This window comes from Pseudomonas sp. Lz4W (assembly GCF_000346225.2).
Classification (GTDB): domain Bacteria; phylum Pseudomonadota; class Gammaproteobacteria; order Pseudomonadales; family Pseudomonadaceae; genus Aquipseudomonas; species Aquipseudomonas paraversuta.
In genome coordinates, this window is sequence record NZ_CP017432.1 from 2,777,113 (window position 1) to 2,803,831 (window position 26,719).

Here is a 26,719-nt window from a genome sequence, read left to right on the forward strand (position 1 = left end):
GCGTTGTATACAACCTGTAGGAGCGAGCTTGCTCGCGAGCTTTTCAACACCGCAACAAAGAGCTCGCGAGCAAGCTCGCTCCTACAGGTTACTGGCCGCTCCCTCAAAGCTCGCGCCTACGTTCAGAACAACGCTAGGCTATAGCTGAGAATCAATCGGGTCTGGTCCTGATCGGGGGCCGCCTGCGAACGCAATGTTGCATACCGCGCCCCGAGCCCCAGCCCTTTGAACGTCCCCTCCTGGATCACGTAATCGAGCAACAGATCGCGTTCCCATTCCTTGTGCTCATCCCCTGAAACGGTGCGGATCCCGTCGCCCTTGAGGTAGACCATCGACGCCCGTAAACCCGGGACACCAACAGTGGAAAAATCATAGGCGTACTGCCCGAACCAGGTGTTCTCACCGGCCCGGTTGAAACTGGTCAGCAAGCGATCGGTAAACAGGTACAGGCTCGCACCTCCCGCGCCCTTGTCGGGCAATGAGCCCTGATTGAGCTGCACGAAGTTGCTGGCATCCGAAACGCTTTGATAACCACCGGTCAACCCATGGCCACCCAGGTTCCAGGTGAACATCGCACTCCAGGTGCGGTTGTCGATTTCACCTCTGCCATCGCGGGTATAGCCCCCCACCCGATAGCCGTCAGAACGACCACCGCCGCTGCCGTTCGCCCCGCTCGACCCGGTGTCGAAGTAACGCAGGTCGGTCTTGATCGACTGCCCTTCACCCAGTGCCCAGGTATGCTGCAAGCCGAAAAACTGCTGGGTGTAGTAGTTCTCCAGGTTGGCCGCGTAGTACTGCAGGAGCAGATCGCGGCCGGCCTTGTAATCGGCGCCGGCAAACACAAAGTCATTGCTCTGGCGCGTTCCGCCCGCCACGGCCAGCCCGGTGCGGTCACTTGAACCGCGCCCGGTGGCCTGTTCAATACGCCCGGCCGTAAGGGTCAGGTTGTCGAGGTCATGGCTGGTGAGCTGTACACCTTCAAAGGTTTGCGGCAACAGACGGCCATCGTTGGCCACCAGTACCGGCAATTTGGGCTGCAGAGTACCCACCCGGGCTTCGGTTTGCCCCAGCCGCACCTTGCCGGTCAGGCCCAGACGGCTCCAGTCACTGGCAACCCCCTGGCCATCGTCCGGGATCATGCTGCTGCCGCGATGCCTGCCTGCACCGCTGTCCAGGGTCAGGCCTTGCAGCACCAGGGCATCCACGCCAAACCCCAGGGTCCCCCGGGTAAACCCCGAGGTGAAATTGAGCATGAAACCCTGGGCCCACTCCTCGGTTTTAGCCTGCCCGGACGGTCCGCGCTGGTCGCGAAAGTCATGGCTGAAGTACAGATTGCGCAAGCCCAGGCTGGCATGACTGTCGCTGACAAAGTCGGCGTGTGCGGCCTGGCCGACCGCACAGCTCAAGGTCCCCAGAACCAGGCAGGACAGGGGTGAAGGTGTATTCATGGCAAAGTTTTCCCTTGGGCGGTTACACGCCCTGTTTTTATTTTAGGTTCGAGGGTATTGCGAAAAAATCACACGCGCTCGATCACCATCGCCACGCCTTGGCCGACACCTACGCACAGGCTGACCACCGCATAACGCTGTTGCTGACGCTGCAAGGTACGGCAGGCACTCAGTACCAGCCGCGCACCCGATGCGCCCAGCGGATGGCCCATGGCAATTGCCCCGCCGTTGGGGTTGACCCGAGGGTCGTCGAAACTCAGTTCCAGGGCCTTGAGGCACCCCAGCACCTGTGGCGCGAAGGCTTCATTGATTTCGATCAGATCGACTTGCTCCAGGCCGATACCGGCCCGCTGCAACGCCACCACTATCGCCTGGTGCGGACCAATCCCCATGATCCGTGGCTCTACCCCGACCACCGCCGAGGACAGAATCCGCGCCATCGGCGCCACGCCATGGGCAAGGCCAATCTCTCGGTTGCCCAGCACCAGAGCGGCCGCGCCGTCGTTGATTCCCGAAGCGTTGCCTGCAGTGACCACCCCGCCCTCAAACAGGGGCTTGAGCCGCGATAACGCAGAGAAGTCGGACTGGGCCCGTGGATGCTCGTCGACACTTACCTGACGGGACTCACCCTTGCGCGCAGAAGGCACGTCTACAGCCATGATTTCGTCGTCCAGCACCCCTGCCAGCAAAGCCGCCTGATAACGGGACTGGGAGCCGGCGGCGAAGCGGTCGGCCTCCTCGCGGCTGATGTCGTACAGCCGGGCAAGGTTGTCGCCGGTCTGCGGCATGCTGTCATTGCCATAACGCTGTACCAGCCGGGGGTTGGCGAAACGGGCACCGATGGTGCTGTCCGCGATCTCCTGGCTGCGACTGAACGCAGTCTCGGCTTTGGAAATAACCAGTGGCGCCCGAGACATGCTCTCTACCCCGCCCGCCAGATACCAGCGACCCTCACCACAGGTAATGGCCCGGGCGGCATCGATCACTGCCGACAGACCACTGGCGCACAGGCGGTTGACCGTCTGCCCCGGCACCGTCATGGGCAAGCCGGCACTGAGCAAAGCATTGCGCGCCAGGTTGCGGCTGTCCTCGCCGGCCTGGTTAGTGCAGCCCAGAATCACGTCTTCCAGTGCTTGCACGGGCAGGCCCGAGGTCTGCACCAGACGGGCCAGCAGCTCACCCACCAGATCATCCGGGCGCACCGCCGACAGGCTGCCGCCATGGCGGCCAAAAGGCGTTCGCAAACCGCTGTAAACATAAGCCTCAAGCATGATTTATCTCCTGCTGAACAAGGTGGGCTGCGGGCAGCGGGTTTTCCGTCTGGCACAGCGCGATTCCCAGTCGCGCCCGGCGCCGCAACCAGCCGCTGGGGCGATAACGCGGGTCGCCGGTCAAGGCATGCATGCGCTGCAAAATCTGCAGCACCCGCCCGACGCCCAGCAGGTCGCCCCAGGCCAGTGGCCCCTGCGGATAACCAAGACCCAGGCGCACCGCGCCATCAATGTCAGCCACCGAGGCAATGCCCTGCTGGGCGATGTCGCAACCCAGATTGACGATGCAAGCCAGGGTGCGCTGCAGGATAAAACCGCAGCTGTCACCGATTACCACCACCGTGGCGCCATCGGCACTGAACAGGGCGTGGGCGACGTGTTGCATATCGACCCGGGTCACCGGAGTGGGCATCAGGCATCGCAGGTTATCCAGTTCCAGCAAGGTGTCGACCGCCACCGTGCGCGCCGGATCGGTGCCATGGCGCAGGGCCGACTCGGTGCAGTCATCACCCAGGGGCGCCAGCAGGCACAGGGCCTCGGCAGATGGCTGCGGACCATGCTCGATCCTGGCCCCCAGTTGCTCGAGCAACCTCAGCAGCCGGATTTTGCCGGTTTCATCATCACCTGCCACCCACACGGGCGGGATCTGCTTGCAGTCCGGTACCGGCTGGGCAAAGCGTGGCGCACCCGCCTTGCCCTGGTAACGATAAAAGCCCTGCCCGCTCTTGCGCCCCAGGTGCCCGCCCGCCAGCATCTGGTGCAACAGCGGATGGGGCCGGTAGCGCGGTTCCTGATAAAACTGGCGATATACCGATTCCATCACCGGCAGGCTGACATCCAGGCCAATCAGGTCGAGCAATTCGAACGGCCCCATCGCGAACCCGGCGCCGACCCTCAGCACCGCATCAATCAGGCCCGGCGGCGCCACCCCTTCACTGAGAATACGCAGCGCTTCGGTACCGAATGCCCGTCCGGCGTGGTTAACGATAAAGCCCGGCGAGTCCTTGCAGATCGCCGGACAGTGGCCGACATGGCGCACCAGCGCCTGTAACTGATCAATCACCTGCGGCGCGGTGGCGATACCGCCAATCACTTCGACGATGCGCATCAGGGGCACCGGATTAAAGAAGTGCAGCCCAGCCACCCGCTGCGGATGCGCGCAGACCGAAGCAATTGCCGTGATCGACAGAGACGAGGTGTTGCTTGCCAGCAGTGTCGCCGGATCGAGCAGCGCATCCAGTTGCCGGAACAGCTGCTGCTTGGCTTCCAGGTCCTCGACTATGGCCTCGATTACCACCTGGCAATCGTCCAGTTCCTGCAGGCTGTTGACCACCTGTACCCGATCCAGCGCCGCGCTGGCCGCCTGGGGGGTGATCCGGCCTTTTTGCCGGAGCATGGCGAAGGTCGACGCCAGTTGTTCCCGGGCGTTGGTGGCAGCACCCGGGCGCGTATCGAACAGCGATACCTTCAACCCGGCTTGAGCCATGACCTGAGCAATGCCCTGGCCCATGGCGCCCGTGCCGACCAGACCGATGGGTTGTTGTAATTGCATGCGCAGGACTCCGGTATTGGTAAGGAATCAGCCGCGCACAATGCCCGCGGCATAAAGTTTTTCGATCATCTGCGCGTCCAGCCCCATGCCCTGCAACACCTGGCGGGTGTCCTGCCCCAGGGCCGGAGGCGCGCTGCGATAGGTGGCCGGGGTACGCGAGAGCTTCACTGGCGAACCAATGCCGCGATAGTCACCGATCTCCACCAGCAGACCGCGATGCAAGGTGTGCGGGTGCGCAACCACGGTGTCGATGGTGGCAATGGAGCCGCAGGGCACACCGAGCTGGATCAGCTGCGGCGCCAGCGTCGCCCCGTCGTGCCGGGCCAGGAGCTTTTCCAGCGCCTGTTTCAAGGCCTCGCGGTGCACCGAACGGGCGCCGTTGTCGATAAAACGCGGGTCTTGTGGCAAGTCCCCGGCGCCCAGTTGTTCGCACAGTCTGGCAAACTGCCGATCGTTGCCCACGGCCAGAAAAATCGGCTCGCTGGCGGTGCGGTAACTGTCATAGGGCGCGATATTGGGGTGGGCATTGCCGGTACGCTGCGGAACCTTGCCGGCCGCCAGATAGTTCGGCACATGGGGGTGCAGCAATGACACACCGCAGTCGTAAAGGGTGATGTCCAGCGACTGGCCCAAACCGCTGCGATGACGTTCATTGAGCGCCAGCAGCACCCCCGCCAGCGCATTGAGCCCGGTGACCATGTCGACGATAGGCAGGCCAATGCGCAACGGGCCGCCATCGGCTTCGCCGTTGACACTCATCAGCCCGGCCATGGCCTGGATCACTGCGTCGTAACCTGGCAGGCCGCCCAGCGGGCCGTCGCCGCCAAAACCGGAGATCGCGCAGTGGATCAGCCCGGGAAAGCGCTGGCTCAGGACATCGGCGTAATCAATTCCCCAGCGCTTGAGGGTACCGGGTTTGAAGTTCTCGATCAGGACATCGGCGTCCTCCAGCAATTGCATCAGCAACCCGATGCCTTCGGGGCGGGACAAGTCCACTGCAATCCCCTGCTTGTTGCGATTGACCCCGCGGAAATAGGACGCGTCGTCACCCTCGAACGGCGGGCCCCAGCCGCGGGTTTCATCGCCGCTCAAGGGTTCCAGCTTGATTACCTCGGCGCCATGGTCGGCCAGCGCCTGAGAACAATAAGGGCCGCCCAGTACGCGGCTGAGGTCGATCACTTTGAGGCCGTCGAGGGCCCCTTTGGGAGTGCTCATAGATACGCTCTGATGAATATCGAATTCAATCTGATTTCCTGTAGAAACGAGCTTTTGCGCGGTATTTCCAAATGCTCGCGAGCAAGCTCGCTCCTACAGGGTTTTGGGTAACAGCTGCAGGGCGTCGGCTTGCGTCAGCGGGCTTTCATTGGCCAGACGCGCCAGCAGGCCGGCCTCGATTTCCGGCTCCGGGCTCAGCGGGTCCCGTGGCAACAGCTTGTGTTGCAGCAACAGGTGCGCCAGAGCCAGACGCCGGTAATCACCCGCCTGCCGGCTGCTTTCCCAGGCCATGAATATCGCCGTGGCAATGTGATAGAGCGCGCTGCCCGCCAACCGCACCTGCTCGTCCCGTTGCTCATGGGCCACCTCGGCCACTCTGGCAACGGTGCGTTGCAGCACGCCCTCGAACAGACGCTGGCTGGCCGCAGGCAACTGCGCTTCGGCCAGCAGGTTGGCGAGAAACAGCTGCAAGGGTTCCAGCGCCTGCTCGCGGGTCACGGCACGGGCGATATCCAGCGCCACGATATTGCTGGTGCCTTCCCAGATCGAACCCAGGTGGGCGTCGCGTACCAGTCGGGCATCGCTCCATTCTTCGATGTAACCCACACCGCCACGCACTTCCATGGCATCGCCGGTGACCCGGCGGGCGTCGCGGCAAGCGCGGAATTTGATCAGCGGCGTGAGGATGCGCACGCATTTGCGGGCGGCCTCGTCGCCGGCATCGGCCTTGGGCAGCAGCGTGGCAATTTGCATGAACATCGAACGAGCCTGTTCGGTGGGCAGCATCATTTTCAGCAACTGGCGCTGCATCAAGGGCATTTCGATCAGGTGCCGGCCAAAAGCCCGGCGGTTACGGGCAATGTACAGCGACTCGTTGATACCCCGGCGCATCAGCCCGGCCGCACGTACGCCGTTGGACAGACGCGACATGTTGATCATGTCGGCCATCTGCTGGAACCCGCGCCCGACCTCCCCGATCAGATACGCCGTGGCGCCCTCAAGGGTGATTTCGCCACTGGCCATGGAGCGGCTGCCAAGTTTGTCCTTGAGCCGTTGAATCCGGTAGGCATTGCGCGAGCCGTCCGGGCGCAGCTTGGGCAGCAGAAACAGGCTGACCCCTTTCATGCCCGATGGCGCATCGTCGGGACGGGCCAGCACCATGGCCAGGTCAGCATCGGGGTTGGAGCAAAACCACTTTTCCCCGAACAACTGCCACTCGCCATCGATCTGCCGGGCCCGGGTTTCAGTGCGCGACACATCGGAGCCTGCAGCCTGCTCGGTCATGAACATGGCGCCCTGGAACAGACTGTCGAAATCCTGGGACACCAGCGACGGCAAGTAACGCGCCTGCAGTTGCGGGGAGCCGAACTTGCGCAGGGTGCGGGTCAGGGAATCGGTCATGCTCACCGGGCAGCACAGGCCGAACTCGGCCTGTACAAACAGGTAGGTCAGCGCGTATTTCGACAGCGCCAGTGTGCCGTCCTCACGGTGGCTCATGGCAGCCAGGCCCAGTTCGGCGTAGGCCACCCGCTCCAGCGCGACGAAGTCCGGGTGTTTTTGGATGCTTTGCAGGTCTTCACCACGGCGGGTGCGGGGCAACAGTTTCGGCGGATTTTTGTCGGCCGACAGCGCCAGCAGATCCAGTTCGCCACCGGCTCTGGCGCCCAGTTTGCGCCAGATCGGCAGCCAGTGGTCATAGACCGCGGCTGGCAGATACACCTTGAGCAGCGCGGCCAGCCCGGCATCGCAATCGAACAGGTTAAGCCCCCGGCTGTCGGGGATATTCAAGGGGTCGTAGGCGCGGTCTGGCTGGGTATCCATGGCAGTTCTCCTGATTCTTGTGGTCCAAGAGTAGGGTCGCCATCGATAAGTATCTAATACAAAGTTAATCAACTACGATAACCAAAAATTATCGTAAGCCGAGGCCAATCCCCATGGATCTCAAGCAACTGCGTTACTTTGTAGCTGTGGCCGAAGAGCTGCATTTTGGCCGAGCCGCCGCCCGCCTGTTTATCTCCCAGCCAGCCCTGAGCTTCGACATCAAAAAGCTCGAAAGCCAGCTCGACATTCAGTTGCTCAACCGCAACAACAAGTCAGTGAGTCTGACCAATGCCGGTCAGGTGCTGCTCGACGAAGCCCGCTACCTGCTGCTGCGGGCCGAACAGGCCAGGCACCTGACCCGGCGCTCGGCCCAGGGTTTTGTCGGGCGCCTGAGTGTCGGCTTCGTCAACTCGATCCTGCATCGCGGCCTGCCACAGGCGGTCAGGATTTTCGAGCAGCAGCACCCCGACACCGAAATCGTATTGATGGAAATGAACAGTGCCGAGCAGGTCCAGGCCTTGCAGCGCGGGCAGATCGATATCGGCTTCGTGCACCGCAGCAAATTCCCCGAAAGCATCTGCTGCGAGCCGGTGCTGCGCGAGCCGTTCCTGTGCTGCCTCCCCGACTCGCACCGGCTGGCGGGTCAGGAGCGAATCGATCTGCAGGACCTTGCGGACGAAGATTTCATTCTGTTCCCGCGCAACGTGTCTCCCCACTATCACGACCTGATCATTGCCCACTGCGTGGCCGCCGGTTTCAGTCCGCGAATCCGCCATGAAACCCGGCTCTGGCAAACCGTGGTGTCTATGGTGGCCTACAACCTGGGCGTGGCGCTGGTACCCCAGACCCTGGCTGCAACCTGGAAACAGGGGGTGCACTATTGCCAAATCAACGGCAGCGGCGCGCACTCCGAAATTCATGCCATTCGCCAGGCCACGTTGCCCTCGGCGGCGGCACAAAGCCTGCTGGAGCTGTTCAAGGCCCAGCAACAGAACTGCCGCTAAAGCCTTTCGACGATACGAAATCACGTATCAAACAATAAAATTTAATCATTATTTTTTTCAATTCTGCCTGTATAGGCTCCAGCCATCAGACCTCCTCGCCCGCCTGGAGGCTGATGTGCCGTGCAAGCCTCTCCAGGTGTTCGGGAGAGGACATAGACCAATAATAATGAGCAGGAAAAAACTATGAATGCCACCCAGGAAGTTGCCGCCCACAAAAGAGCCCGCAAGGCCGGAGTGGCCTCGTTCATCGGTACGACCATCGAGTGGTATGACTTTTATGCCTACGGCATTGCCGCTGCTCTGGTGTTCGGCAAAGTGTTCTTTCCCGCCGACCTGAACCCCGGCACCGCCACCATGCTGTCGTTTCTTACTTTGTGGGCCGGGTTTATCGCGCGCCCCATAGGCGGCATTATCTTCGGTCACCTGGGTGACAAGATCGGGCGCAAGACCACCCTGGTCATCACCCTGGTGATGATGGGCGTGGCCACCACCTGCATCGGCCTGTTGCCCACCTATCTGCAAATTGGTATCTGGGCCCCGATCGCACTGGTGGTGCTGCGGGTCATTCAGGGAATCGCGGTGGGTGGCGAATGGGGCGGTGCCATTCTGATAGCCAGCGAGAATGCGCCCAAGGGCAAGGGCATCCTGTATGCCGCTTTCGCCCAGCAGGGGTCCCCCGCCGGCAACCTGCTGGCGACCATCGTGTTCTTCGCCCTCAGCGCCCTGCCGGTCTCGGACTTCATGCTCTGGGGCTGGCGCATTCCGTTCCTGCTCTCCGCAGCACTGGTGATCGTCGGCATGGTGATTCGTCTCAAGCTCGAAGAGTCGGATGACATGAAGCGCCTGATGGAACAAAAGAAGACCGTCAAACTGCCCGTTGTGGCCGTGCTGCGCGACCACTGGCGGATTGTGCTGCTGTGTGCCGGCGTCCTGCCGATCATCCATGTCACTTACTTCAAGAGTACCTTTGCCCTGTCCTGGGCCACCAAGGAACTGGGCTACGCCCAAAGCACCTTTCTCAGCGTGATCATCATTTCTCTGGTGGTGCAGTTCCTGGTCCAGCCGTTCGGCGCGGTGCTGGTGTCAAAGATCGACATGCGCAAGGCCGTGGCCTTTATGGTGATCCCGGAGCTGTTGCTGATGCCGGCGATGTTCCTCGCGGTGGAAACCAAAATCTACTGGATCGCCGTGCTCGGCATGTGCCTGGCGACCATTCCCCATTCGATGTTTTACGGTGCAGTGGGCGGCATCCTGGCCCGGGCCTTCCCGACCAAGGTGCGCTACAGCGGACTGTCGGTCTCCTATCAACTGTGCTCATTGCTGGTGGGCGGTGCGACCCCGGTGCTGGCCCAGGGCATTCTCAACTCCACCGGCAGCATCATAGGCGTGGCGATTGCCTCGGCCTGCTACGCCCTGGTTTCGCTGGTGTGCATGCTGATGCTGCTCAAGCGTATTGGCCATACGGCCTCAGAACTGTCGACGGCCGAGCAGGCCGATGCCGATGAACTGGCACTTGATAGCGGCCCGGCACCCCGGTCGCAGCCGCGTACGGCGACAGACACCGGGGCAAAAAATGTCCTGACACCCATCGCAGCCACCCATACACCGGGGATTTGAATGAACGCCAACTATCTGCTTGCAGTGCTCGCCACGCTGACCGTCAACGCCAGCGCCGATCCGGCCAAAGTCGACGCCCAGGTGGTCTATACCAATGCCAATGTACTGACCGTGGACAAGGACAACAGTACGGCCCGGGCCGTTGCGGTGCGCGACGGGAAAATCCTCGCGGTGGGCGAGTCCGACGCCCTCGCCCGCTACATCGGGCCCGACACCCGGGTGGTGGATCTGCACGGCAAGACCATGATCCCCGGGATCTATGATGCCCACAGTCATTTTGCCAGTTCGAAAATCACCGGGACCTTTGTCGCCGACCTCAACAGCCCGCCCATCGGCGATGTGCGCAACATCGAAGATATCGTCGCGCGCCTCAAGGCCCAGCAGGCCAAGGTCGGCCCCGGGGACTGGATCAGCGGCGCCGGCTATGACGACACCCTGCTGGCCGAAAAGCGCCACCCGACCCGTGCCGATCTCGACCGGGTGTCCAGCACCCGGCCGATTTACATCACCCATGTCTCGGGGCATCTCACGGTCGCCAACAGTGCCGCTCTGGCCCTGGCCGGCATCACCGCCAGTACCCCCAACCCGCCGGGCGGGGTGATCCGCAAGGATGCCGACGGCCAGCCCAATGGCGTGCTGGAAGAGTCGGCCCTGGCCCTGGTGGGCAAACTGCGCCCGGCCCTGACCGAGCCCCTGCAACGGGAAGGCATCCGTCTTGCCGGCCAGTGGTATGCCGCCCACGGCGTGACCACCGCCAATCACGGCGCCGGCACCACCCCGGCACTGCTGAAAATGCTTGAAGATGCGGTGCAGGCCAAAGAATTGCCTATCCGGGTGATGACCTGGAGCAGCCTGGAAACCATGGACGCGGTGGACCAAGTTGCGCTGCCCAGCGGCATGATCAAGGTCGGCGGAGTCAAGGAGTTTTCGGACGGTTCAATTCAAGGCTATACAGGCTACCTGAGCGAGCATTACCACACCCCGTTCAATAACGACCTGACCTACCGCGGCTTCCCCCGTTTCAGCCGTGAGGAGCTGGCAGCCCGGGTGCTGGCCGTGCACAAATCCGGGCGCCAGATGATGATCCATGCCAATGGCGATGCGGCGATCGACGATGTGCTTTATGCCTATCGCAAGGCCCAGGAAACCTACCCGAGGGAGGATGCTCGGCAAGTGATCATCCACTCGCAGATGATGCGCGAAGATCAGCTCGACGAGGTCAAGCGACTCAATATAATTCCTTCGTTCTTCGTGCTGCACACCTACTACTGGGGCGACCGCCATCGCGATATATTCATCGGCAAGGACCGCGCGGAGCGCATCAGCCCCGCCCGTTCCGCCCAGGACAGAGGCCTGCGCTACACCATCCATACCGATACCCCCATCGTGCCGATGGAGCCGATGCGCCTGATCTGGTCGGCGGTGAACCGGGTGACCACCGGCGGCAAGGTGCTGGGTGCCGCGCAGCGTGTACCGGTGGCCGATGCCCTGCGCGCCACCACAATCAACGCGGCCCGGCAGAACTTCGAAGAGCAGGAGCGCGGCTCGATTGAGGTCGGCAAATACGCAGACCTGGTGGTCCTGTCGGACGACATTGCGACAGTCGACCCGATGAACATCAAGGACATCAAAGTGCTGGAAACCATCGTCGAGGGTAAATCCGTGTACCAGGCTCACGACTGATATTACTGGCCGCTCCCACCAAGCCCGGGCGTTGCACACAACCTGGATTACCCCGCGGTGGCCTCACCGCCATCGCTGGCAAGCCAGCTCCCACAGGTACCGGGGAGCCGCATCACTCCACCCTTTGTGGGAGCCGGGCTTGCCCACGATGGCAGCACCGCGGTCCGGCAGTCATGTCGAATTGTCTGCATCGCTGGCAAGCCAGCTCCCACAATGCCCGGGCGTTGCGCCCAACCTGGATTACCTCGCGATGGCCTAACCGCCATCGCTGGCAAGCCAGCTCCCACAGGTACCGGGGAGCCGCACCACTCTACCCTTTGTGGGAGCCGGGCTTGCCCGCGATGGCAGCACCGCGGGCCGGCAGTCATGCCGCGGTGCTGCCATCGCTGGCAAGCCAGCTCCCACAGGTACCGGACAGCCGCACCACTCCACCCTTTGTGGGAGCCGGGCTTGCCCGCGATGGCAGCACCGCGGTCCGGCAGTAATGTCGAATTGTCTGCATCGCTGGCAAGCCAGCTCCCACAATGCCCGGGCGTTGCACACAACCTGTAGCAGCGATCAAAAGCGCGGTTTGACTGCCTTCCACTCAGGCTTGTAACGCTGCATCTGCTTCACGTCATCGCGCTGGCGAATGCCGCAGCTGAGGAACTGGTCATGCAATCTGGCCAATTGCCCGTAGTCCAGTTCCAGCCCCAGACCCGGAGCCCGCGTGACTTTCACGCAACCGTCGACAATCGGCACTTTGCCACCCTTGATCACCTCTTCGTCCGGCTCCTGCCAGGGGTAATGGGTGTCGCAGGCATAGTCCAGGTTTGGCACCGAGGCCGCGACATGGGCCATGGCCATCAGGCTGATGCCCAAATGCGAGTTGGAGTGCATGGACACGCCCAGACCAAAGGTCTGGCACATTTTGGCCAGCACCTGGGTGTCACGCAGCCCGCCCCAGTAATGGTGGTCGGCCAGCACAATCTGTGTGCTGTTGAGGGCCACGCTGCGGCGGAACTCATCGAAGTCGGTGACCACCATGTTGGTTGCCAGTGGCAAGCCGGTGCGCCGGTGCAATTCGGCCATGCCCTCCAGACCCGGGGTCGGGTCTTCGTAATACTGCAGATCGTCACCCAGCAATTGCGCCATGCGAATGGCCGTTGGTAACGACCAGTTGCCATTCGGATCAATGCGCAGCGGGTAGCCGGGAAAAGCTTTTTTCAGCGCCTTGATGCACGCCACTTCCTGCTCCGGGGGCAGTGTCCCGGCCTTGAGCTTGATGCTTTTGAAGCCGTAGTCCTCAATCATGCGCCGGGCCTGGGCGACGATTTGTGCTTCGTTCAGTGCCTCGCCCCAGGCGTCGGCCTTGTAGGGTGAATCAATATGCTCGGCGTATTTGAAGAACAGGTAGGCACTGAAGGGAATCTCATCGCGCACCGCGCCGCCGAGCAGGTCCACCAGCGGCACCTTCAGGTAATGCGCCTGCAGGTCAAGAAACGCCACTTCAAAGGCCGAATAGGCGTTGCTCACCGCTTTGCTGGCATGGGAGCCGGGGGCCAGTTCCGCCCCCGCCATGCTCCGCGGTTTATTGGCCGCCACTGTGGCCTGCACAATGGCCCGCAACTGATTGAGATTGAACGGATCGAGACCTATGAGTTGCTCCTGCAACTGCTGCTGGATGGCCAGTGCCGGAGCATCGCCGTAGCTCTCGCCCAGGCCAATGTAGCCATTGTCGCTCTCGATCTCGATGATCGAGCGCAGGGCAAAGAGTTCATGAATGCCGCTGGCATTGAGCAGCGGCGGGTCCCGGAAAGCGATGGGGGTGACAGTGACGCGTTGGATTTTCAAGAAGCGGCTCCTGCTGGATCAGTTTTCAAAGGGTTATGCCGGGACGGGGTAATGGCTGCGCAGGCCTCGGGCTGGCTGGCAAGGGACTGATTGCGCGGGGTCATACGGACAAAAAAGATCACCGCTGCCGCCACCAGTGAGGTGGCCGCCAACCCGTACAGGCCGCCTTCGATAGAGCCGGTGCTCTGCTCCAGAAAACCGAACGCGGTGGGCGCCACAAACCCGCCCAGATTGCCGATGGAGTTGATCAGGGCAATTACCGCGGCAGCGATGCGCGCATCGAGGTAGCCCTGTGGAATCGGCCAGAACAAAGCCGAGGCGGCCTTGAAGCCAATGGCCGCAAAACAGATGGCAACGAAGGCGAATACCGGCCCGCCGATGGTGGACATGAACATGCCCAGCGCCGCGATTACCAGAGTCAGCGCCACCCAGGCCTGCTGGTGTTTCCATTTGCTGGCCAAAGCTGCGAAGCCGTACATCGCGACGATGGAAATCAGCCACGGAATCGAGTTGAACAGCCCGACTTGAAAGTCGCCGAAGCTGCCCATCTTTTTGATCATGCTCGGCAGCCAGAACGTCGCACCATAGATGGTCAGGGCAATCGAGAAATAGATAAAACAGAACAGCGCGATCTGTTTGTCGGCCAGCAATTTGAACATCGACGGCCTGACCGTCTGCACGCTTTCCCGGGCCTGCTGCTCCAGTGCAATGGCCCCCAGCAATGCAGCCTTCTCTTCTTCGCTCAGCCATTTCGCCTGGCGTGGATGCGACTGCAGCCAGAACCAGACGAAGGCACAGAGCACGATCGAGGCAAAGCCTTCAATCAGGAACATCCATTGCCAGCCATGCAGGCTCATGCCGCTGACATTGAGCAGCGCCCCGGACACCGGCCCCGAGATCACCGAAGCAATGGCCGAGCCGCTGAGAAAGATCGCCATGGCCTTGCCGCGTTCGGTCGACGGCAGCCATTGGGTGAAGTAGTAAATGATCCCGGGAAAGAACCCCGCTTCAGCGGCGCCGAGAATAAAGCGCAATACATAGAAACTGGTTTCGCCGCGCACAAAGGCCATCGCCATTGCCGCTGCGCCCCAGGTAAACATGATGCGTGTCAGCCAGGCGCGGGCGCCATAGCGTTGCAGCAGCAGGTTGGAGGGCACTTCGAATATCGCGTAACCAATAAAGAACAGCCCGGCCCCCAAGCCATAGGCGGCAGCGCCAATGCCCAGGTCGGTTTCCAGGTGGCTGCGGACAAAGCCGATATTGACCCGGTCGATGTAGTTGACGATGAACATCACCACAAACAGGGGCAGGACATGACGCTTGACCTTGGCCGCGGCGCGGGCAAGCACCGTGGGGTCTGGCAGACTCTGGAGGGTATTCAAGGGGGACTCCCGATCATTGTTTTTTTAGGGACAGGGCGATCATGGACGCGGACATTGTTCCCGGTCTAATCTAACTTGGCACTGGATTGATACCGGAATTAGATCAATGTTCGAACTGACCCAACTGCGTTGCTTCACCACGGTGGCCACCGAGCTCAACTTCCGGCGTGCCGCCGAGCGGCTGAATATGACCCAGCCGCCCCTCAGCCGACAGATTCAACTGTTGGAGCATCACCTGGGAGTCGAGCTGTTCACCCGTACCACCCGCAGCGTCGCCCTGACCGCTGCCGGGCGGGCATTTTTCATCGAAGCCCAGAACTTGCTGGAACGCGCCCAACAAGCCGCAATCACCGCGCGGCGCTTCGCTGAAGGCGACATTGGCACGGTCAACATCAGTTTCGTCGGTAGCGCAGTGTATGAATTTTTGCCCAAGGTCATCGCCGAGGCCCGGCTCAAGCAGCCCCAGGTCAAAATTGATCTGTCAGAGATGAACACCTATCAGCAACATGAAGCGTTACGCGCGTGGCGCATCGACCTTGGCATCGCCCGCGCGCCCCTGCTGGAGCCCGGCTACGCCACTGAATGCCTGGTGCGCGAGCCGTTCGTGCTGGCGGTGCCCGGTAGCCACCCACTGGCCAGCGCTGCTAGCGTGAATGTCAAAGACCTCGATGCACAGCCCTTCCTGATGTACTCCCATGCCGCCTACCCGCCCTTCAACGAACTGCTGACCGGCACCCTGCGCTCTGCCCGCGTGACCCCGCAGTACGTGCAGTGGCTGGGCTCGTCACTGACCATTCTGGCGCTGGTCAATGCGGCGATGGGCCTGGCCCTGGTGCCGCGTTGCGCCTCCAGCGTGGCGTTCAAGAATGTGGTGTTTCGCGATATCGATCTGGGCGAAGGGGTGCAGAGCGAACTGCATCTGATCTGGCGCGAAAACAATGACAACCCGGCATTCGCGATGTTGCTGGAAGGGATACGGCGGGCAGCGCGGGACGGCTGGGGCCTGTAGGCATTGAGGGACAAGACGCTACCGGCGATGCACCCTGACGGGCACCGCAAGCACCCATAAACTGATTGACAGGACAATGATAGCCACCTAACAATCCAACCAAGAGGTACGACAACATACAACAATAAGGAAACCTTCTGATGCTGCGAGCTACGCCCCTGAAAACCTTGACTGGCGCCGTGCTTATGAGCCTGACTCAGCTGAGCTGGGCCAGTACCTATGTCTACGTGTCCAACGCCACCGATGGCACCCTGAGCAGTTATACGTTGACTGCACAGGGTCAACTGCAGCCCCTGGCCACCACCGAAGCCGGCCCGGGGGTGATGCCCCTGGCCCTGAGCCCCGATCACAGCAAGCTCTATGCGTCCATTCGCGGCAAACCCTATGCCATGGCCACCTTCGCCATCGATCCTGAAAACGGGGCGCTCAAGCACCTGAAGAACTCGACCGTGGCCGACAGCCTGGCCTATATCTCAACCGACAAGAACGGCCACTACCTGTTTGGCGCCTCGTACGGCGAGGATCTGGTCAGCGTCAATTTGATCAATGCCGACGGCATCGTGACCGATGACGTGCAGCAGGTGATCAAGACCGGGCCTAACGCCCATTCGATCATTGTCGATGGCACCAACCGTTTTGTGTACGCCGCCAATCTGGGCGCCGATCGCCTGCTGGAGTTCAAATTCGATGCCGCCAGCGGCAAACTCACGCCCCTGGGTCAGGTTCAGTTGCCTGAAGGCAGCGGTCCGCGTCATCCAGTGATTTCGGCAGACAACCGTTTCCTCTATTTGCTTAACGAAATGGCCGGCAGCGTCACCACCTTTGCCATCGACCCGAAAACCGGACGCCTGACCGAGCTCGGCGATGTCAGTGCAATACCGGCGGACTCCGGCCTGGTACGCGGTGTCGCCCGCCCGATGATCAAACCCGGCCAGCCGACCCCGCCGCCACTGGCGTCCAATCTGATCTGGGCCGCCGATATCAAGCTGACCCCGGACGCACGCCACCTCTACACCTCCGAGCGCACTGGCAGCACGGTCAGCGTGTTTGCCATCGACAGCAAGACGGGGCTGCCCGGCTTTGTGCAGAACATTAAAGTCGAGCAACAACCACGGGGCATTGCGCTAGATCCATCGGGACAATGGTTGCTGGTGAGCGGGGAGAAAAGCGCGCAGGTCGGGGTGTACGCCATTAACCCTGAAGACGGCACCCTCTCGCGCCACGCCACTGCACCTTCGGGCAAGGGCGCGAACTGGGTGCAGGTGGTGAGCTACCCCTGATATTGCCCGGGCAGCGAGCCTTCAGATAAAGCTGCGGGGTTCACGCAACAAGGGTTCCAGTTCTCTTGCGGGTAACGGCCGGCAAAACAGGAACCCTTGCAACTGGTCGCAACCGTTGTCGCTCAAAAACGCCAGCTGATCGCGGGTTTCCACGCCTTCGGCGATGACTTTCATATCAAGACTGCGGGCCAGTTCAATGATGGTGCGGGCAATCGCCGCATCCTGCGGGTTACGGGTGATTTCGCGGATATAGGAGATGTCAATTTTCAGCTTGTCGATGGGAAAACGCACCAGCGAAGCCAGGCTCGAATAGCCCGTGCCAAAGTCATCGATGGAGATGTTGATCCCGATTTCCTTGAGTTTTAACAAGCTGGCGATGGTGCGCGGCGTATTCACCATCAGCGAGCTCTCGGTGAGCTCGACTTCCAGCCATTTGGCGTCAACCCGGTGCGCGCCGAGGGACTGCTGAATGTCATGGATCAGGTCGCCCTCGAGCAACTGCTGGGCCGATACGTTCACCGCCACCGGCACCACATCCAGACCGGCGCGCTGCCAGTTGGCAATTTGCCGGCACACCGTGTCGATGACCCACTGCCCGACCTCGGAGATGAGCCCCAGGCTCTCAAGCACGGGAACAAAAACCCCCGGCGAGATAGTCACCAGCCCCGGTCGGTACCAGCGCAACAGCGCCTCCACCCCGCAAATCTGACCGTCAGCCAGACCGATTTTGGGTTGGTAAACCAAATCCAGAGCCTGCTTGCGCACCGCGTCGCGCAATGCCGCTTGCATCTGCTGCTGCTCGATATCCAGCGCTGTGAAATGCTCGATCGCACTGGTGCGGTTGATCTCGGTACTGGCCTTATGACTCAGACCGAACCCGGAGGAGTCTTGTTCAACATGCCGTTCCAGCACAGGGTCAACCCGAAAATCGCCAAATGCCTTGAGCCTTAACTGGTTACGCACCCGCACCCACAGTTCGGTATTGGACACCGGCTTGCTGAGGAAGTCCTCGGCCCCGGCCTCCAGGCCAGAGATGCGGGCACTTTGATCCCCGGGCTCGGAAAGCATGATGATCGGGATATTGGCGGTCAAACTGTTGCTCTTGAGCTGGCGGGCAACTTCATAACCATCCATGCCCGGCATTTTGATATCCAGCAGGATCAGATCCGGTATGTGTTGCTGTGCGACAGTCAGCGCTTCTGCGCCACAACTGGAGGTAAGCGTGTAGTAACCCTGATTGAGCAACAGGGTGTCGAGCAAGGTGCGCATCTGGACTTCATCGTCAACGATCAACAGTGTGGCGGGCACAGTGGACATGTAAAGCCCTCAAGGGAAGAGGCTGTTTCTACCTCGCGGACTGCCTTGTCCATCGTTGAGAATCGCCGGTTAGAGAATGAGTAAAGCACCCTTGAGGGCATTACTCCACGGGCTCATCTCAATGTTTTGATCCTCCCCTGGCGGCAGTCTCCAGCAGCTGCTGAAAGCTCGGGCACTCCACATGACTGGCCGCAGGGCAGACCGCTGCACGCCTCAGTTCATCCCGTGCGGCACTGAGCCGGACAATCACCTGCTCCAGCTCATCGGCCTTTGCCAACAGCTGCGCGCGATCAAGCGCCGGCCTGCCATCGGCGCTGACCATATGTGCGATGTCATCCAGTGAAAAAGTCAGTGACTGGGCGAGCGCGATCAATGACAGTTTTTCCAGCACATCCGCGCAAAACACCCGGCTCAAGCCCCGTCGTCCTATGGAGCGGATCAGCCCTTTCTCTTCGTAGTAGCGCAAAGTCGATGCCGCGACACCCGAACGCCTTACCACCTCTCCAATGACCAGCTCTTTCATGCTTGACCTCAAGTCGGCTTGAACTTGCACACTTGTCAATTCAAGCAATCAGAAGACACGACAGGCAAGGGATAATTGAAATGACCATGGTTGAAATCATTATTAACGCAGCCGCCCTGGGTATAGGCGCGACCCTGTTCATGGACCTTGTGGCCGCGATCAAAACCCGCGCCTTCAAGATCCCGTCCCTCGACTACCGGCTCGTCGGCCGCTGGCTGGGGCATATGCTGCAGGGGCAATTCCGTCACACCTCGATTGCAGCCGCCGCCCCAACCCACAATGAACGCCTTGCGGGCTGGGTTTTTCACTACCTGACCGGCATCATTTTCGCCGCAGCACTGGTGGCCGTTGCCGGCAGCGCCTGGCTCCAACACCCGAGCCTGCTGCCCGCCCTGATTACCGGCGTCATCAGCGTCGCTGCGCCCTGGCTGATCATGCAACCCGCCTGGGGCATGGGCATTGCTGCTGCAAACACCCCCAAACCCTGGGTGGCGCGACAAAGAAGCCTGGTCACCCACCTGACCTTCGGCCTTGGGCTGTATATAACCGGCCTGGCCTTGGTCAAATACCTCTAAGACAGCAACCAACACCGATCACCTTTTGTGGGAGTCGGGCTTGCCCGCGATAGCTGCACCGCGGTCCGGCAGGCATGGCGAGTTGTCTGCATCGCTGGCAAGCCAGCTCCCACAGATCACCCTTTGTGAGAGCCGGGCTTGCCCGCGATGGCAGCACCGCAGTCCGGCAGGCATGTTGAGTTGTCTGCATCGCTGGCGAGCCAGCTCCCACAGATCACCCTTTGTGAGAGTCGGGCTTGCCCGCGATGGCAGTGCCGCGGTCCGGCAGGTATGTCGAGTTGTCTGCATCGCTGGCAAGCCAGCTCCCACAGATACCGGGGAGCCACACCATTCCACCCTTTGTGAGAGTCGGGCTTGCCCGCGATGGCTGCACCGCGGTCCGGCAGGTATGTCGAGTTGTCTGCATCGCTGGCGAGCCAGCTGCCACAGATACCGGGGAGCCACACCACTCCACCCTTTGTGGGAGCCGGGCTTGCCCGCGATGGCTGCGCCGCGGTCCGGCAGGCATGTCGAGTTGTCTGCATCGCTGGCAAGCCAGCTCCCACAGGTACCGGGGAACCACACCACTCCACCCTTTGTGGGAGCCGGGCTTGCCCGCGATGGCAGTGCCGCGATCCGGCAGGTATGTCGATTTGTCTGCATCGCTGGCGAGCCAGCTCCCACAGGTACCGAGGAACCACACCACTCCACCCTTTGTGGGAGCCGGGCTTGCCCGCGATGGCAGCACCGCAATCCGGCAGGTATGCCGAGTTGTCTGCATCGCTGGCAAGCCAGCTCCCACAGGTACCGGGGAACCACACCATTCCACCCTTTGTAGGAGTCGGGCTTGCCCGCGATGGCTGCACCGCGGTCCGGCAGGTATGCCGAGTTGTCTGCATCGCTGGCGAGCCAGCTCCCACAGATAGCGGGGAGCCGCACCTACGACACCCGCCACAGCTGATCCAGTCGGGTGGTGTAGCCCTGACTCATCAACTCCCGGCGCATGCCCCAGGCTGGATTCACCGGCACGCTGGCAGCCCGTAGCGTGCCCCTGCCCCAACGCTGATTAATCGCATCCAGCACCGACATCACCCGGGTCGCCTCCGCCGGCTGATTAAGCGCAAACAAATCATCGGAGAACTCTCCCGGCTGGCGCAGGTCCAGCAACATCACTTCAGCCTTGCTGTACCTGAAACCCGGCTGAAACACGCTATCCACAGCATCAACCGCGGCCTTGGTCAGCAGCCGTACATCATCGGTCGGGTATGGCAATGTCACTACCACCCCCTTGGCATACTTGGCTTCGTCAGGGTTGAACATGCCCGTGCGAATACTTACCCGCACCTTGGTGCAATAGGAGTTCTGCGCGCGGAGCTTTTCTGAAGCCCGCATCATATAAGTGGCCACCGCCTCTTTAATTGGCGCCACGCTGGTCAGACGCTTGCCAAACATGCGACTGCAGCAGATTTCCTGCCTGGGAGGATCAGGTTCGTCCAGCTCCAGGCACGGCGTGCCCGACAGCTCCCGGGCGGTTTTCTCGATTACCACACTGAACCTCTTGCGCAACATCCACGGCTCAGCGCTGGCCAGGTCCATGGCCGTGCGAATCCCCATCCCCTGCAGATGAGCCGTCATCCGCCGCCCTACTCCCCACACCTCGCTCACCGCCGTATTACGCAATACCCAGTGCCGCTGATGCTCACCACACAGATTGACCACCCCGCCGGTTTGCTCCTGTAAGCGTTTGGCCGTGTGATTGGCCAGCTTGGCCAGGGTTTTGGTGTGCGCAATCCCGACCCCGACCGGGATCCCCGTGCACTGCAGGACACGGCTGCGCAACTGGCAACCCATGGCGCTGGCATCGGCAATACCGGTCAAATCGGCAAAACACTCATCGATGCTATAGACCTCCACCGCCGGCACCTGCGCCTCGATCAGGCTCATCACCCGCTCGCTCATGTCGCCATACAGCGCATAGTTCGACGAAAATGCCACGATACCCAGCTGCTCCAGCCGGTGCTTGATCTGAAAGTACGGCTCACCCATCTTGATGTGGGGTTTGGCGTCATAACTGCGGGCGATGACGCAGCCATCGTTATTGCTCAGCACCACAATCGGCACTTTCGCCAGATCCGGGCGAAACACCCGCTCGCAACTGGCATAAAAGCTGTTGCAATCGATCAGGGCGAACACCGGATCGCACTTAATGGCCATGGTTGCGCACGCTATAGGTGATCACGCCCCAGATCGAAAGGTCATCGCCTTCCATCACATAGCGATCCGGGTATCTGGGGTTCTCTGAACCCAGAATGACCCTCTTGCCCCGCAGGCACAGACGCTTGCAGACCGGATCATTATTGAGCAGCGCGACCACCACATGCCCGTGGGCAGGCTCGATGGAGCGGTCAACCACTGCCACATCCCCGGCAAAAATCCCGACGCCCTGCATGCTGTCGCCATCGATCGTCACCAGATAAACATGCGGAGCCCGCACGTTAAGCACTTCATCCAGCGAGATTTGCTTATCCATATGATCCGTCGCCGGTGACGGAAACCCGGCAGGAATCTTGAACGAGCACATCGGCAGGCGAATGCCACCTTCAGCAAGAGGACCCAAAACAGTGAAGCCCATGACACGCGCCCTTTAGTTGACTGTATGTATATACAGTTAACTGTGTAGAGCGAATCCGGTCAATTGTTCAGGCCGAGATTTCGACGGATGGATCATGGCCACACCCCGGGCATCAGCCTTCAAGCAACGTAGTGGCCCGACTGAGATCGATTGCTGGGGGACCAACACAACACGGTTCCATGTACCGCAGACAGCAGTTGCGGGCTGTCATTTCCCCAAACGCAAAAATACCCGCGCAGACGGTCTATCCTCAGTAAGGAGCAAGGCGCAGGGGCCGTCGCAAGTTTGTAACTTTCGAGGGTTATACGGGTAGTACAGCAAAAGGAATCCAAAAATGATCTGGATCACCGTTATTTGCACTGTCGTCACCGTCACCCTCCTTGGCGCCCTGATAAATGCCTGGCGGATCCACCTCAATAAGAACGTGGAACTTCACTGACAGACGGGCACCCGTGAAAACTGCGACCGCAGTCATGCCGGCAGCCGAACTGTCTTTCGCTACACAGCAAAGCCTCAGCGCAAACCTGTTTTTCTCAAAACGGGCAATGACACCCAATAAATTCAAGAAAAAAACAACTCGAATCCAGCCCCGGCAGTGGTTTTTGGATATTGCGCTGAACTCTTTATAATTTCTTGTGTCTCGAGAAATCACCCGCCGCTTTAATATGCGATTCACAATAATTTTAGGAGCTGTCCTGTATACAAAGGCGCTTCTTTATTGACGCTCATACTACGAAACGATTAATCTCCCTGCCCCCAGAACATGGAAGACTCTCGAATCCCGGCTTTACCGCGCGGGGTTCTGCATTTCCTGAAAATGAATTCCCCGGCGCATTCATTTGCGCGGCTCTGCATTGCGGTAAACATATTGAAGCCTCGATCCTCGCTCCAGATTCAAAAATCGGTGATCTTCGCCCTGGTGCTGCGCGAAGCCCGGGCACGTTTTGGCGTGCGCCGCATGGGCGCCGTATGGACTCTCATCGAGCCCATATGCCACCTGCTTATCTTCAGTATTTTATTCGCGGTCATTCGTGGACGTACCGTCGCTGACGTTGAGTACCCGGTATTTGTCCTGGTCGCGATGGCTCCCTTCCTGCTCTACCGCAACACCGCCTTGCGCCTGATGGACAGCCTGCGGGAAAACCGCTCGCTGTTTGGCTACAAGCAAATCAAGCCTCTGGACACCTATGTCGCCCGGGTACTGGTGGAAACCTGCATCAGTGCCACGGTGTACGCGATTCTGGTATTTGCTTTCGCGTGGTACGGCTTCGACATGTCGGTGGCCAACCCGCTGATGTGGGTGACGACACTGGCCGTGGGCCTGTTGTTTGCGTTTAGCTTGGGCATGGTACTGGCATTGATCACCCATGCCCTGCCCAGCCTGAAGGTGGTCATTCGCATGGCCTTTTTCCCGCTGTATTTCATTTCCGGCGTACTGGTACCTGCTGCTTACCTGCCACAAGCGATGATGCCGGTGTTGCTGCTAAACCCTTTCCTGCACATTGTCGAGCTGATCCGCGCTGAGGTCTTGCCGCACTACACCCCTGTGGATGGCGTGTCGGAAGGTTACGTGATCTGCATCACGATAGTGCTGCTGTTTATTGCCATGGGTAGCTATCGCGCACGCCGCTTGCACCTGGTTTCCACGAAGAACGGATGAGTACAGGCCAACGTGTTCGAACTTAGAAACGTTACCAAATCCTACTTGACTCCGAAGGGACGTCGGTATGTGTTCCGCAACCTCTCGTTGTCGATTCCGCCAGGCAAGAATATCGGCCTTATCGGACGCAACGGTGCAGGCAAATCGACCCTGATGCGCCTGCTTGGCGGTGCCAATATCCCTGACTCCGGGTCCGTTGCTACAGACAGGAGTATTTCCTGGCCGGTAGGCTTGACGGGCGGTTTTCAAGGCAGCATGACCGGCCGGGAAAACATCAAGTTTGTCTGCCGCGTCTACGGAGCAATGGGCGACGACATGCGCGACAAGATCCGCTACGTTCAGGAATTTGCCGAAATCGGCGACTGGATCGACGAGCCCATCAAGACCTATTCCTCCGGAATGCGCTCTCGAGTGGCCTTTGGCCTGAGCATGGCCTTCGATTTTGATTACTACCTGATCGACGAAGTGATGTCCGTCGGCGATGCACAGTTCAAACGTAAATGTGCCGACGTATTCCAGGAAAAATTACAGCAGTCAAAAGTCGTGCTGGTGACCCACAACATGAATGAAGTTCAAAAAATCTGCGACATCGTACTGCTGGTTCGCAATGGCGAGATCCAGGTTTACGAAGACGTAGCCGAAGGCATCAAAGCCTACAACGCCTGACTTCATACTCTCTTTTATAAAGCAGAACCGTTCGACTTCAAGGATGCATCACATATGAGCAGCAAGGGTAAACTCAGACGCTGGCGCCTGGCTATCGGCCTGGTGATTTTGCCAATGGTACTGGCGGCCATTTACTACGGCATATTCGCCGCCGATCGCTATGTCAGCAGTGCACAGGTCGTCGTTCGTCAGGACGGTGGCAACCAGGCCGCCGCCATGCCTGGCCTGGCTACCCTGCTGACCGGCACCAACCCCGCGTCCAGGGAAGAGACGCTCTACCTGCGCGAATACATCGGGTCAATGGACATGATGTTGTTGCTCGAAGAGCGCCTGCACTGGATCGAGCAATATGCCGCCCAGCGCAGCGACATGTTCTTCTGGCTCAACAAGGACGCCTCGCGCGAAGACCTGCTCAGCTACTACCAGCGCATGGTAACCGCCCACTACGACGAAACTACCGGCCTGTTGCGGGTTGAAGTGCAAGCCTTTACCCCCGAGCTTTCGGAGCAAATGCTGCGCACCATACTTTCCGCCAGCGAGAACTTCGTAAACGAAGTCAGCCACAGCATTGCCCGCGAACAAATGACCTTCGCCAAAAGTGAGCTGGAAACCGCAAGGCTTCAATACGCCGATCGTAAAGCCGAACTGATCGACTTCCAGAACACCAACAAAGTGCTCGATGGCGCAAACACTGCACAAAGCCGTGCCACCATCATTTCCGACCTCGAAGCCCAGCACACCAAAGAACAGGCCGTGTTGACCGAGATGCAGTTCAAGCTTCGCGCCGATTCGCCGCAAGTGAAACAGCAGAAGCAAAGGGTTAGCGCCATCGCCCAGCAACTGGCCAAGGAAAAACGCCTGCTGGTGTCGTCAACGGACGGCTCCCAGCTGAACGTAGTCGCCTCAGCCTTCCAGCAACTGACACTGGATGCAGGCATCGCCGAAGCCAGCTACAAAACCGCAGTAGCTGCGCTCGACAATGCACGGATTGAAGCCAGCAAAAAGATCCGCACCCTGGTGACGGTCGTAAGCCCGAACACCCCGCAACAGGCACTGTACCCAGAGCGTCTGTATAACCTGGCAACTATCTTGCTCGGCCTACTGATGCTGTACGGCATTACTCGCTTCATCCTGGCTTCGATCGAGGATCACCGTGATTAAATCCCTTACTCTCTCCCACTCGTTCCACCTGAAACTGGCAACAGTGGCCCTGGCGATCCTCGGCCTCTCGGGCTGCAGTGGCGTGATATCCGGCGCTGGCCCTTACAAGGGTGCCATCGAGTCCGAGAACACGACCTACAATCTGGTGGAGATCAACGCCAACACCATCGCACCTTATATGCGTGGTGCCGTGCGCCCGATGCAAGCCAACATCGCAAAACCGCTCGCCCCCTCGGCGCGACTGATGCCCGGTGATGTCCTGAGCATCCTGATCACCGACAACGCACCGGAGGGCTCGGCGCTATTTGCCCCGCTGTCCACTGGCGGCACTCAGCTTAAAACACGCATCAACGACCAGGGCACGATTTCACTGCCCTATGTAGGCCAGCCTTTTGTGGCAGGCCTGACCCTCACCCAAGTTGAGGCATTGATCGTCAAGCAGCTCAAAGGCATGACCACCGACGTGCAAACCCACGTCGAACTGGTTGGCGACCTGTCAGGCTCGGTACTGGTTGCGGGCGCAGTCAAGTCCCCGGGGCGCTTCAGCACCCTGCAAGGGCCTTTGACCTTGCTCGATGCCGTCAACCAGGCGGGCGGACCGGTAATGGAACCGCATCTGGTCAACGTTACCGTGCGTACCGGTAGCCAGGTTCAACAGTTCAATTACGAAGACATTCTGGCCGGCAACAACATGGTGCTGCGCCCGAACTCGGAAGTCATACTCGAACGCGCCCGTCAGCGCTTCGTGGCCATGGGCGCCGTGGCTGAGCCAGGACTGAAAGATCTGCCAGCGCAAAATACCAGCTTGCTGGATGCCCTGAGCAGTGTCGGCGGATTGAAAGAAGGCAGCGCCAACCCTGAAGGCGTATTTATATTCCGCATGGGCGAAGGCAAACAGGCCAAACCTACCGTTCTGCGCCTCGACATGCGCGACCCGGCAGCGATCTTCTATGCTCGTCAGGTCGTGATCAAGCCGGATGACACCATCTATGTCACCAACTCGGCAGTGCATGAATGGCAAAAAATCATCAGCCCTGTTGTGCAGACGATGATGCTAGGCCGAGTAACAGGTATTCAGTAAACGGAAAAAT

22 protein-coding genes are annotated in these 26,719 nt (G+C 60.3%); 10 read left to right on the plus strand and 12 right to left on the minus strand.

Features of this window, described 5'->3' with window-relative positions:
* Positions 1 to 122 precede the first annotated feature (122 nt).
* From B195_RS12745 to B195_RS12765, 5 genes are all read right to left on the minus strand, one after another.
* Positions 123 to 1,448 carry an OprD family porin gene (locus tag B195_RS12745; protein WP_003445946.1) on the minus strand — a complete coding sequence of 442 codons (1,326 nt, stop codon included), beginning with the start codon at positions 1,446 to 1,448 and terminating at the stop codon, positions 123 to 125.
* Positions 1,449 to 1,516: 68 nt separating this feature from the next.
* Positions 1,517 to 2,719, minus strand: coding sequence for a 3-oxoadipyl-CoA thiolase (locus B195_RS12750; protein ID WP_003445947.1), 1,203 nt, complete (start codon positions 2,717 to 2,719; stop codon positions 1,517 to 1,519).
* Entirely contained in the window at positions 2,712 to 4,271 is a 1,560-nt protein-coding gene (locus tag B195_RS12755; protein ID WP_003445956.1) for a 3-hydroxyacyl-CoA dehydrogenase, read from the minus strand. The genes B195_RS12750 and B195_RS12755 overlap by 8 nt, the downstream gene beginning before the upstream one ends.
* A gap of 27 nt (positions 4,272 to 4,298) precedes the next feature.
* Complete coding sequence (locus tag B195_RS12760) at positions 4,299 to 5,486, minus strand: CaiB/BaiF CoA-transferase family protein (protein WP_003445966.1); 1,188 nt, start codon at positions 5,484 to 5,486, stop codon at positions 4,299 to 4,301.
* Positions 5,487 to 5,579: 93 nt separating this feature from the next.
* Positions 5,580 to 7,307, minus strand: a complete 1,728-nt coding sequence (locus tag B195_RS12765; RefSeq protein WP_003445968.1) for an acyl-CoA dehydrogenase family protein — start codon at positions 7,305 to 7,307, stop codon at positions 5,580 to 5,582.
* A gap of 113 nt (positions 7,308 to 7,420) precedes the next feature.
* Between B195_RS12765 and B195_RS12770 the strand changes: the two genes are divergently transcribed.
* The 3 genes from B195_RS12770 to B195_RS12780 all read left to right on the plus strand — a co-directional run bounded on the left by B195_RS12770 (position 7,421) and on the right by B195_RS12780 (position 11,611).
* Positions 7,421 to 8,311 (plus strand): LysR family transcriptional regulator, encoded by an 891-nt coding sequence (locus tag B195_RS12770; RefSeq protein WP_003445970.1) that lies wholly within the window; start codon positions 7,421 to 7,423, stop codon positions 8,309 to 8,311.
* 183 nt (positions 8,312 to 8,494) lie between these two features.
* Entirely contained in the window at positions 8,495 to 9,928 is a 1,434-nt protein-coding gene (locus B195_RS12775; RefSeq protein WP_003445975.1) for an MFS transporter, read from the plus strand.
* Positions 9,929 to 11,611 carry an amidohydrolase gene (locus tag B195_RS12780; RefSeq protein ID WP_003445976.1) on the plus strand — a complete coding sequence of 561 codons (1,683 nt, stop codon included), beginning with the start codon at positions 9,929 to 9,931 and terminating at the stop codon, positions 11,609 to 11,611. It begins immediately after the preceding gene.
* Positions 11,612 to 12,169: 558 nt separating this feature from the next.
* On the opposite strand, the gene B195_RS12785 is transcribed toward B195_RS12780, so the two are convergent.
* Together B195_RS12785 and B195_RS12790 are read right to left on the minus strand one after the other, a co-directional pair.
* The gene (locus B195_RS12785) at positions 12,170 to 13,444 is read right to left on the minus strand and encodes a glucarate dehydratase family protein (RefSeq protein WP_003445983.1); all 1,275 of its coding nucleotides are present in this window, start codon (positions 13,442 to 13,444) and stop codon (positions 12,170 to 12,172) included.
* The gene (locus B195_RS12790) at positions 13,441 to 14,826 is read right to left on the minus strand and encodes an MFS transporter (RefSeq protein ID WP_003445984.1); all 1,386 of its coding nucleotides are present in this window, start codon (positions 14,824 to 14,826) and stop codon (positions 13,441 to 13,443) included. The genes B195_RS12785 and B195_RS12790 overlap by 4 nt, the downstream gene beginning before the upstream one ends.
* A gap of 106 nt (positions 14,827 to 14,932) precedes the next feature.
* On the opposite strand from B195_RS12790, the gene B195_RS12795 reads away from it, so the two are divergent.
* Together B195_RS12795 and B195_RS12800 are read left to right on the plus strand one after the other, a co-directional pair.
* The gene (locus B195_RS12795; protein WP_003445985.1) at positions 14,933 to 15,835 is read left to right on the plus strand and encodes a LysR family transcriptional regulator; all 903 of its coding nucleotides are present in this window, start codon (positions 14,933 to 14,935) and stop codon (positions 15,833 to 15,835) included.
* Between the two features lie 185 nt (positions 15,836 to 16,020).
* A complete protein-coding gene (locus B195_RS12800; RefSeq protein ID WP_238143929.1) occupies positions 16,021 to 17,115 on the plus strand; it encodes a lactonase family protein in 1,095 nt (364 codons plus the stop codon).
* A gap of 21 nt (positions 17,116 to 17,136) precedes the next feature.
* Here B195_RS12800 and B195_RS12805 read toward each other — a convergent pair whose 3' ends face one another.
* Together B195_RS12805 and B195_RS12810 are read right to left on the minus strand one after the other, a co-directional pair.
* Positions 17,137 to 18,432: an EAL domain-containing protein gene (locus B195_RS12805; protein WP_003445987.1), complete on the minus strand. Its 1,296-nt coding sequence runs from the start codon at positions 18,430 to 18,432 to the stop codon at positions 17,137 to 17,139.
* A gap of 118 nt (positions 18,433 to 18,550) precedes the next feature.
* Positions 18,551 to 18,955 carry a helix-turn-helix domain-containing protein gene (locus B195_RS12810; protein WP_003445988.1) on the minus strand — a complete coding sequence of 135 codons (405 nt, stop codon included), beginning with the start codon at positions 18,953 to 18,955 and terminating at the stop codon, positions 18,551 to 18,553.
* 80 nt (positions 18,956 to 19,035) lie between these two features.
* Here B195_RS12810 and B195_RS12815 point away from each other — a divergent pair, with 80 nt between their 5' ends.
* Complete coding sequence (locus B195_RS12815) at positions 19,036 to 19,530, plus strand: DUF2938 domain-containing protein (RefSeq protein WP_003445990.1); 495 nt, start codon at positions 19,036 to 19,038, stop codon at positions 19,528 to 19,530.
* A gap of 918 nt (positions 19,531 to 20,448) precedes the next feature.
* On the opposite strand, the gene umuC is transcribed toward B195_RS12815, so the two are convergent.
* The 3 genes from umuC to B195_RS22875 all read right to left on the minus strand — a co-directional run bounded on the left by umuC (position 20,449) and on the right by B195_RS22875 (position 22,817).
* Positions 20,449 to 21,723: a translesion error-prone DNA polymerase V subunit UmuC gene (umuC, locus tag B195_RS12820; protein WP_003446002.1), complete on the minus strand. Its 1,275-nt coding sequence runs from the start codon at positions 21,721 to 21,723 to the stop codon at positions 20,449 to 20,451.
* Complete coding sequence (locus B195_RS12825; RefSeq protein ID WP_003446004.1) at positions 21,713 to 22,141, minus strand: LexA family transcriptional regulator; 429 nt, start codon at positions 22,139 to 22,141, stop codon at positions 21,713 to 21,715. Before B195_RS12825 ends, umuC begins: the two co-directional genes overlap by 11 nt.
* A gap of 301 nt (positions 22,142 to 22,442) precedes the next feature.
* Positions 22,443 to 22,817 carry a hypothetical protein gene (locus B195_RS22875; RefSeq protein ID WP_148666177.1) on the minus strand — a complete coding sequence of 125 codons (375 nt, stop codon included), beginning with the start codon at positions 22,815 to 22,817 and terminating at the stop codon, positions 22,443 to 22,445.
* Between the two features lie 192 nt (positions 22,818 to 23,009).
* Here B195_RS22875 and B195_RS12830 point away from each other — a divergent pair, with 192 nt between their 5' ends.
* From B195_RS12830 to B195_RS12845, 4 genes are all read left to right on the plus strand, one after another.
* Positions 23,010 to 23,801, plus strand: coding sequence for an ABC transporter permease (locus B195_RS12830; protein WP_100917183.1), 792 nt, complete (start codon positions 23,010 to 23,012; stop codon positions 23,799 to 23,801).
* A gap of 69 nt (positions 23,802 to 23,870) precedes the next feature.
* Positions 23,871 to 24,467, plus strand: coding sequence for an ABC transporter ATP-binding protein (locus B195_RS12835; protein WP_238143930.1), 597 nt, complete (start codon positions 23,871 to 23,873; stop codon positions 24,465 to 24,467).
* 54 nt (positions 24,468 to 24,521) lie between these two features.
* Entirely contained in the window at positions 24,522 to 25,628 is a 1,107-nt protein-coding gene (locus B195_RS12840; RefSeq protein WP_003446009.1) for an LPS biosynthesis protein, read from the plus strand.
* Complete coding sequence (locus B195_RS12845; RefSeq protein ID WP_037001841.1) at positions 25,621 to 26,709, plus strand: polysaccharide biosynthesis/export family protein; 1,089 nt, start codon at positions 25,621 to 25,623, stop codon at positions 26,707 to 26,709. Before B195_RS12840 ends, B195_RS12845 begins: the two co-directional genes overlap by 8 nt.
* Positions 26,710 to 26,719 lie beyond the last annotated feature (10 nt).

Coding starts and splice junctions, on each gene's coding strand:
- B195_RS12805 (WP_003445987.1), bottom strand. CDS start 18,432: ATGTCCACTGTGCCCGCCACACTGTTGATCGTTGACGATGAAGTCCAG.
- B195_RS12770 (WP_003445970.1), top strand. CDS start 7,421: ATGGATCTCAAGCAACTGCGTTACTTTGTAGCTGTGGCCGAAGAGCTG.
- B195_RS12755 (WP_003445956.1), bottom strand. CDS start 4,271: ATGCAATTACAACAACCCATCGGTCTGGTCGGCACGGGCGCCATGGGC.
- B195_RS12775 (WP_003445975.1), top strand. CDS start 8,495: ATGAATGCCACCCAGGAAGTTGCCGCCCACAAAAGAGCCCGCAAGGCC.
- B195_RS12800 (WP_238143929.1), top strand. CDS start 16,021: ATGAGCCTGACTCAGCTGAGCTGGGCCAGTACCTATGTCTACGTGTCC.
- B195_RS12840 (WP_003446009.1), top strand. CDS start 24,522: ATGAGCAGCAAGGGTAAACTCAGACGCTGGCGCCTGGCTATCGGCCTG.
- umuC (WP_003446002.1), bottom strand. CDS start 21,723: ATGGCCATTAAGTGCGATCCGGTGTTCGCCCTGATCGATTGCAACAGC.
- B195_RS12745 (WP_003445946.1), bottom strand. CDS start 1,448: ATGAATACACCTTCACCCCTGTCCTGCCTGGTTCTGGGGACCTTGAGC.
- B195_RS12815 (WP_003445990.1), top strand. CDS start 19,036: ATGACCATGGTTGAAATCATTATTAACGCAGCCGCCCTGGGTATAGGC.
- B195_RS12750 (WP_003445947.1), bottom strand. CDS start 2,719: ATGCTTGAGGCTTATGTTTACAGCGGTTTGCGAACGCCTTTTGGCCGC.
- B195_RS12765 (WP_003445968.1), bottom strand. CDS start 7,307: ATGGATACCCAGCCAGACCGCGCCTACGACCCCTTGAATATCCCCGAC.
- B195_RS12795 (WP_003445985.1), top strand. CDS start 14,933: ATGTTCGAACTGACCCAACTGCGTTGCTTCACCACGGTGGCCACCGAG.
- B195_RS12780 (WP_003445976.1), top strand. CDS start 9,929: ATGAACGCCAACTATCTGCTTGCAGTGCTCGCCACGCTGACCGTCAAC.
- B195_RS12810 (WP_003445988.1), bottom strand. CDS start 18,955: ATGAAAGAGCTGGTCATTGGAGAGGTGGTAAGGCGTTCGGGTGTCGCG.
- B195_RS12760 (WP_003445966.1), bottom strand. CDS start 5,486: ATGAGCACTCCCAAAGGGGCCCTCGACGGCCTCAAAGTGATCGACCTC.
- B195_RS12825 (WP_003446004.1), bottom strand. CDS start 22,141: ATGGGCTTCACTGTTTTGGGTCCTCTTGCTGAAGGTGGCATTCGCCTG.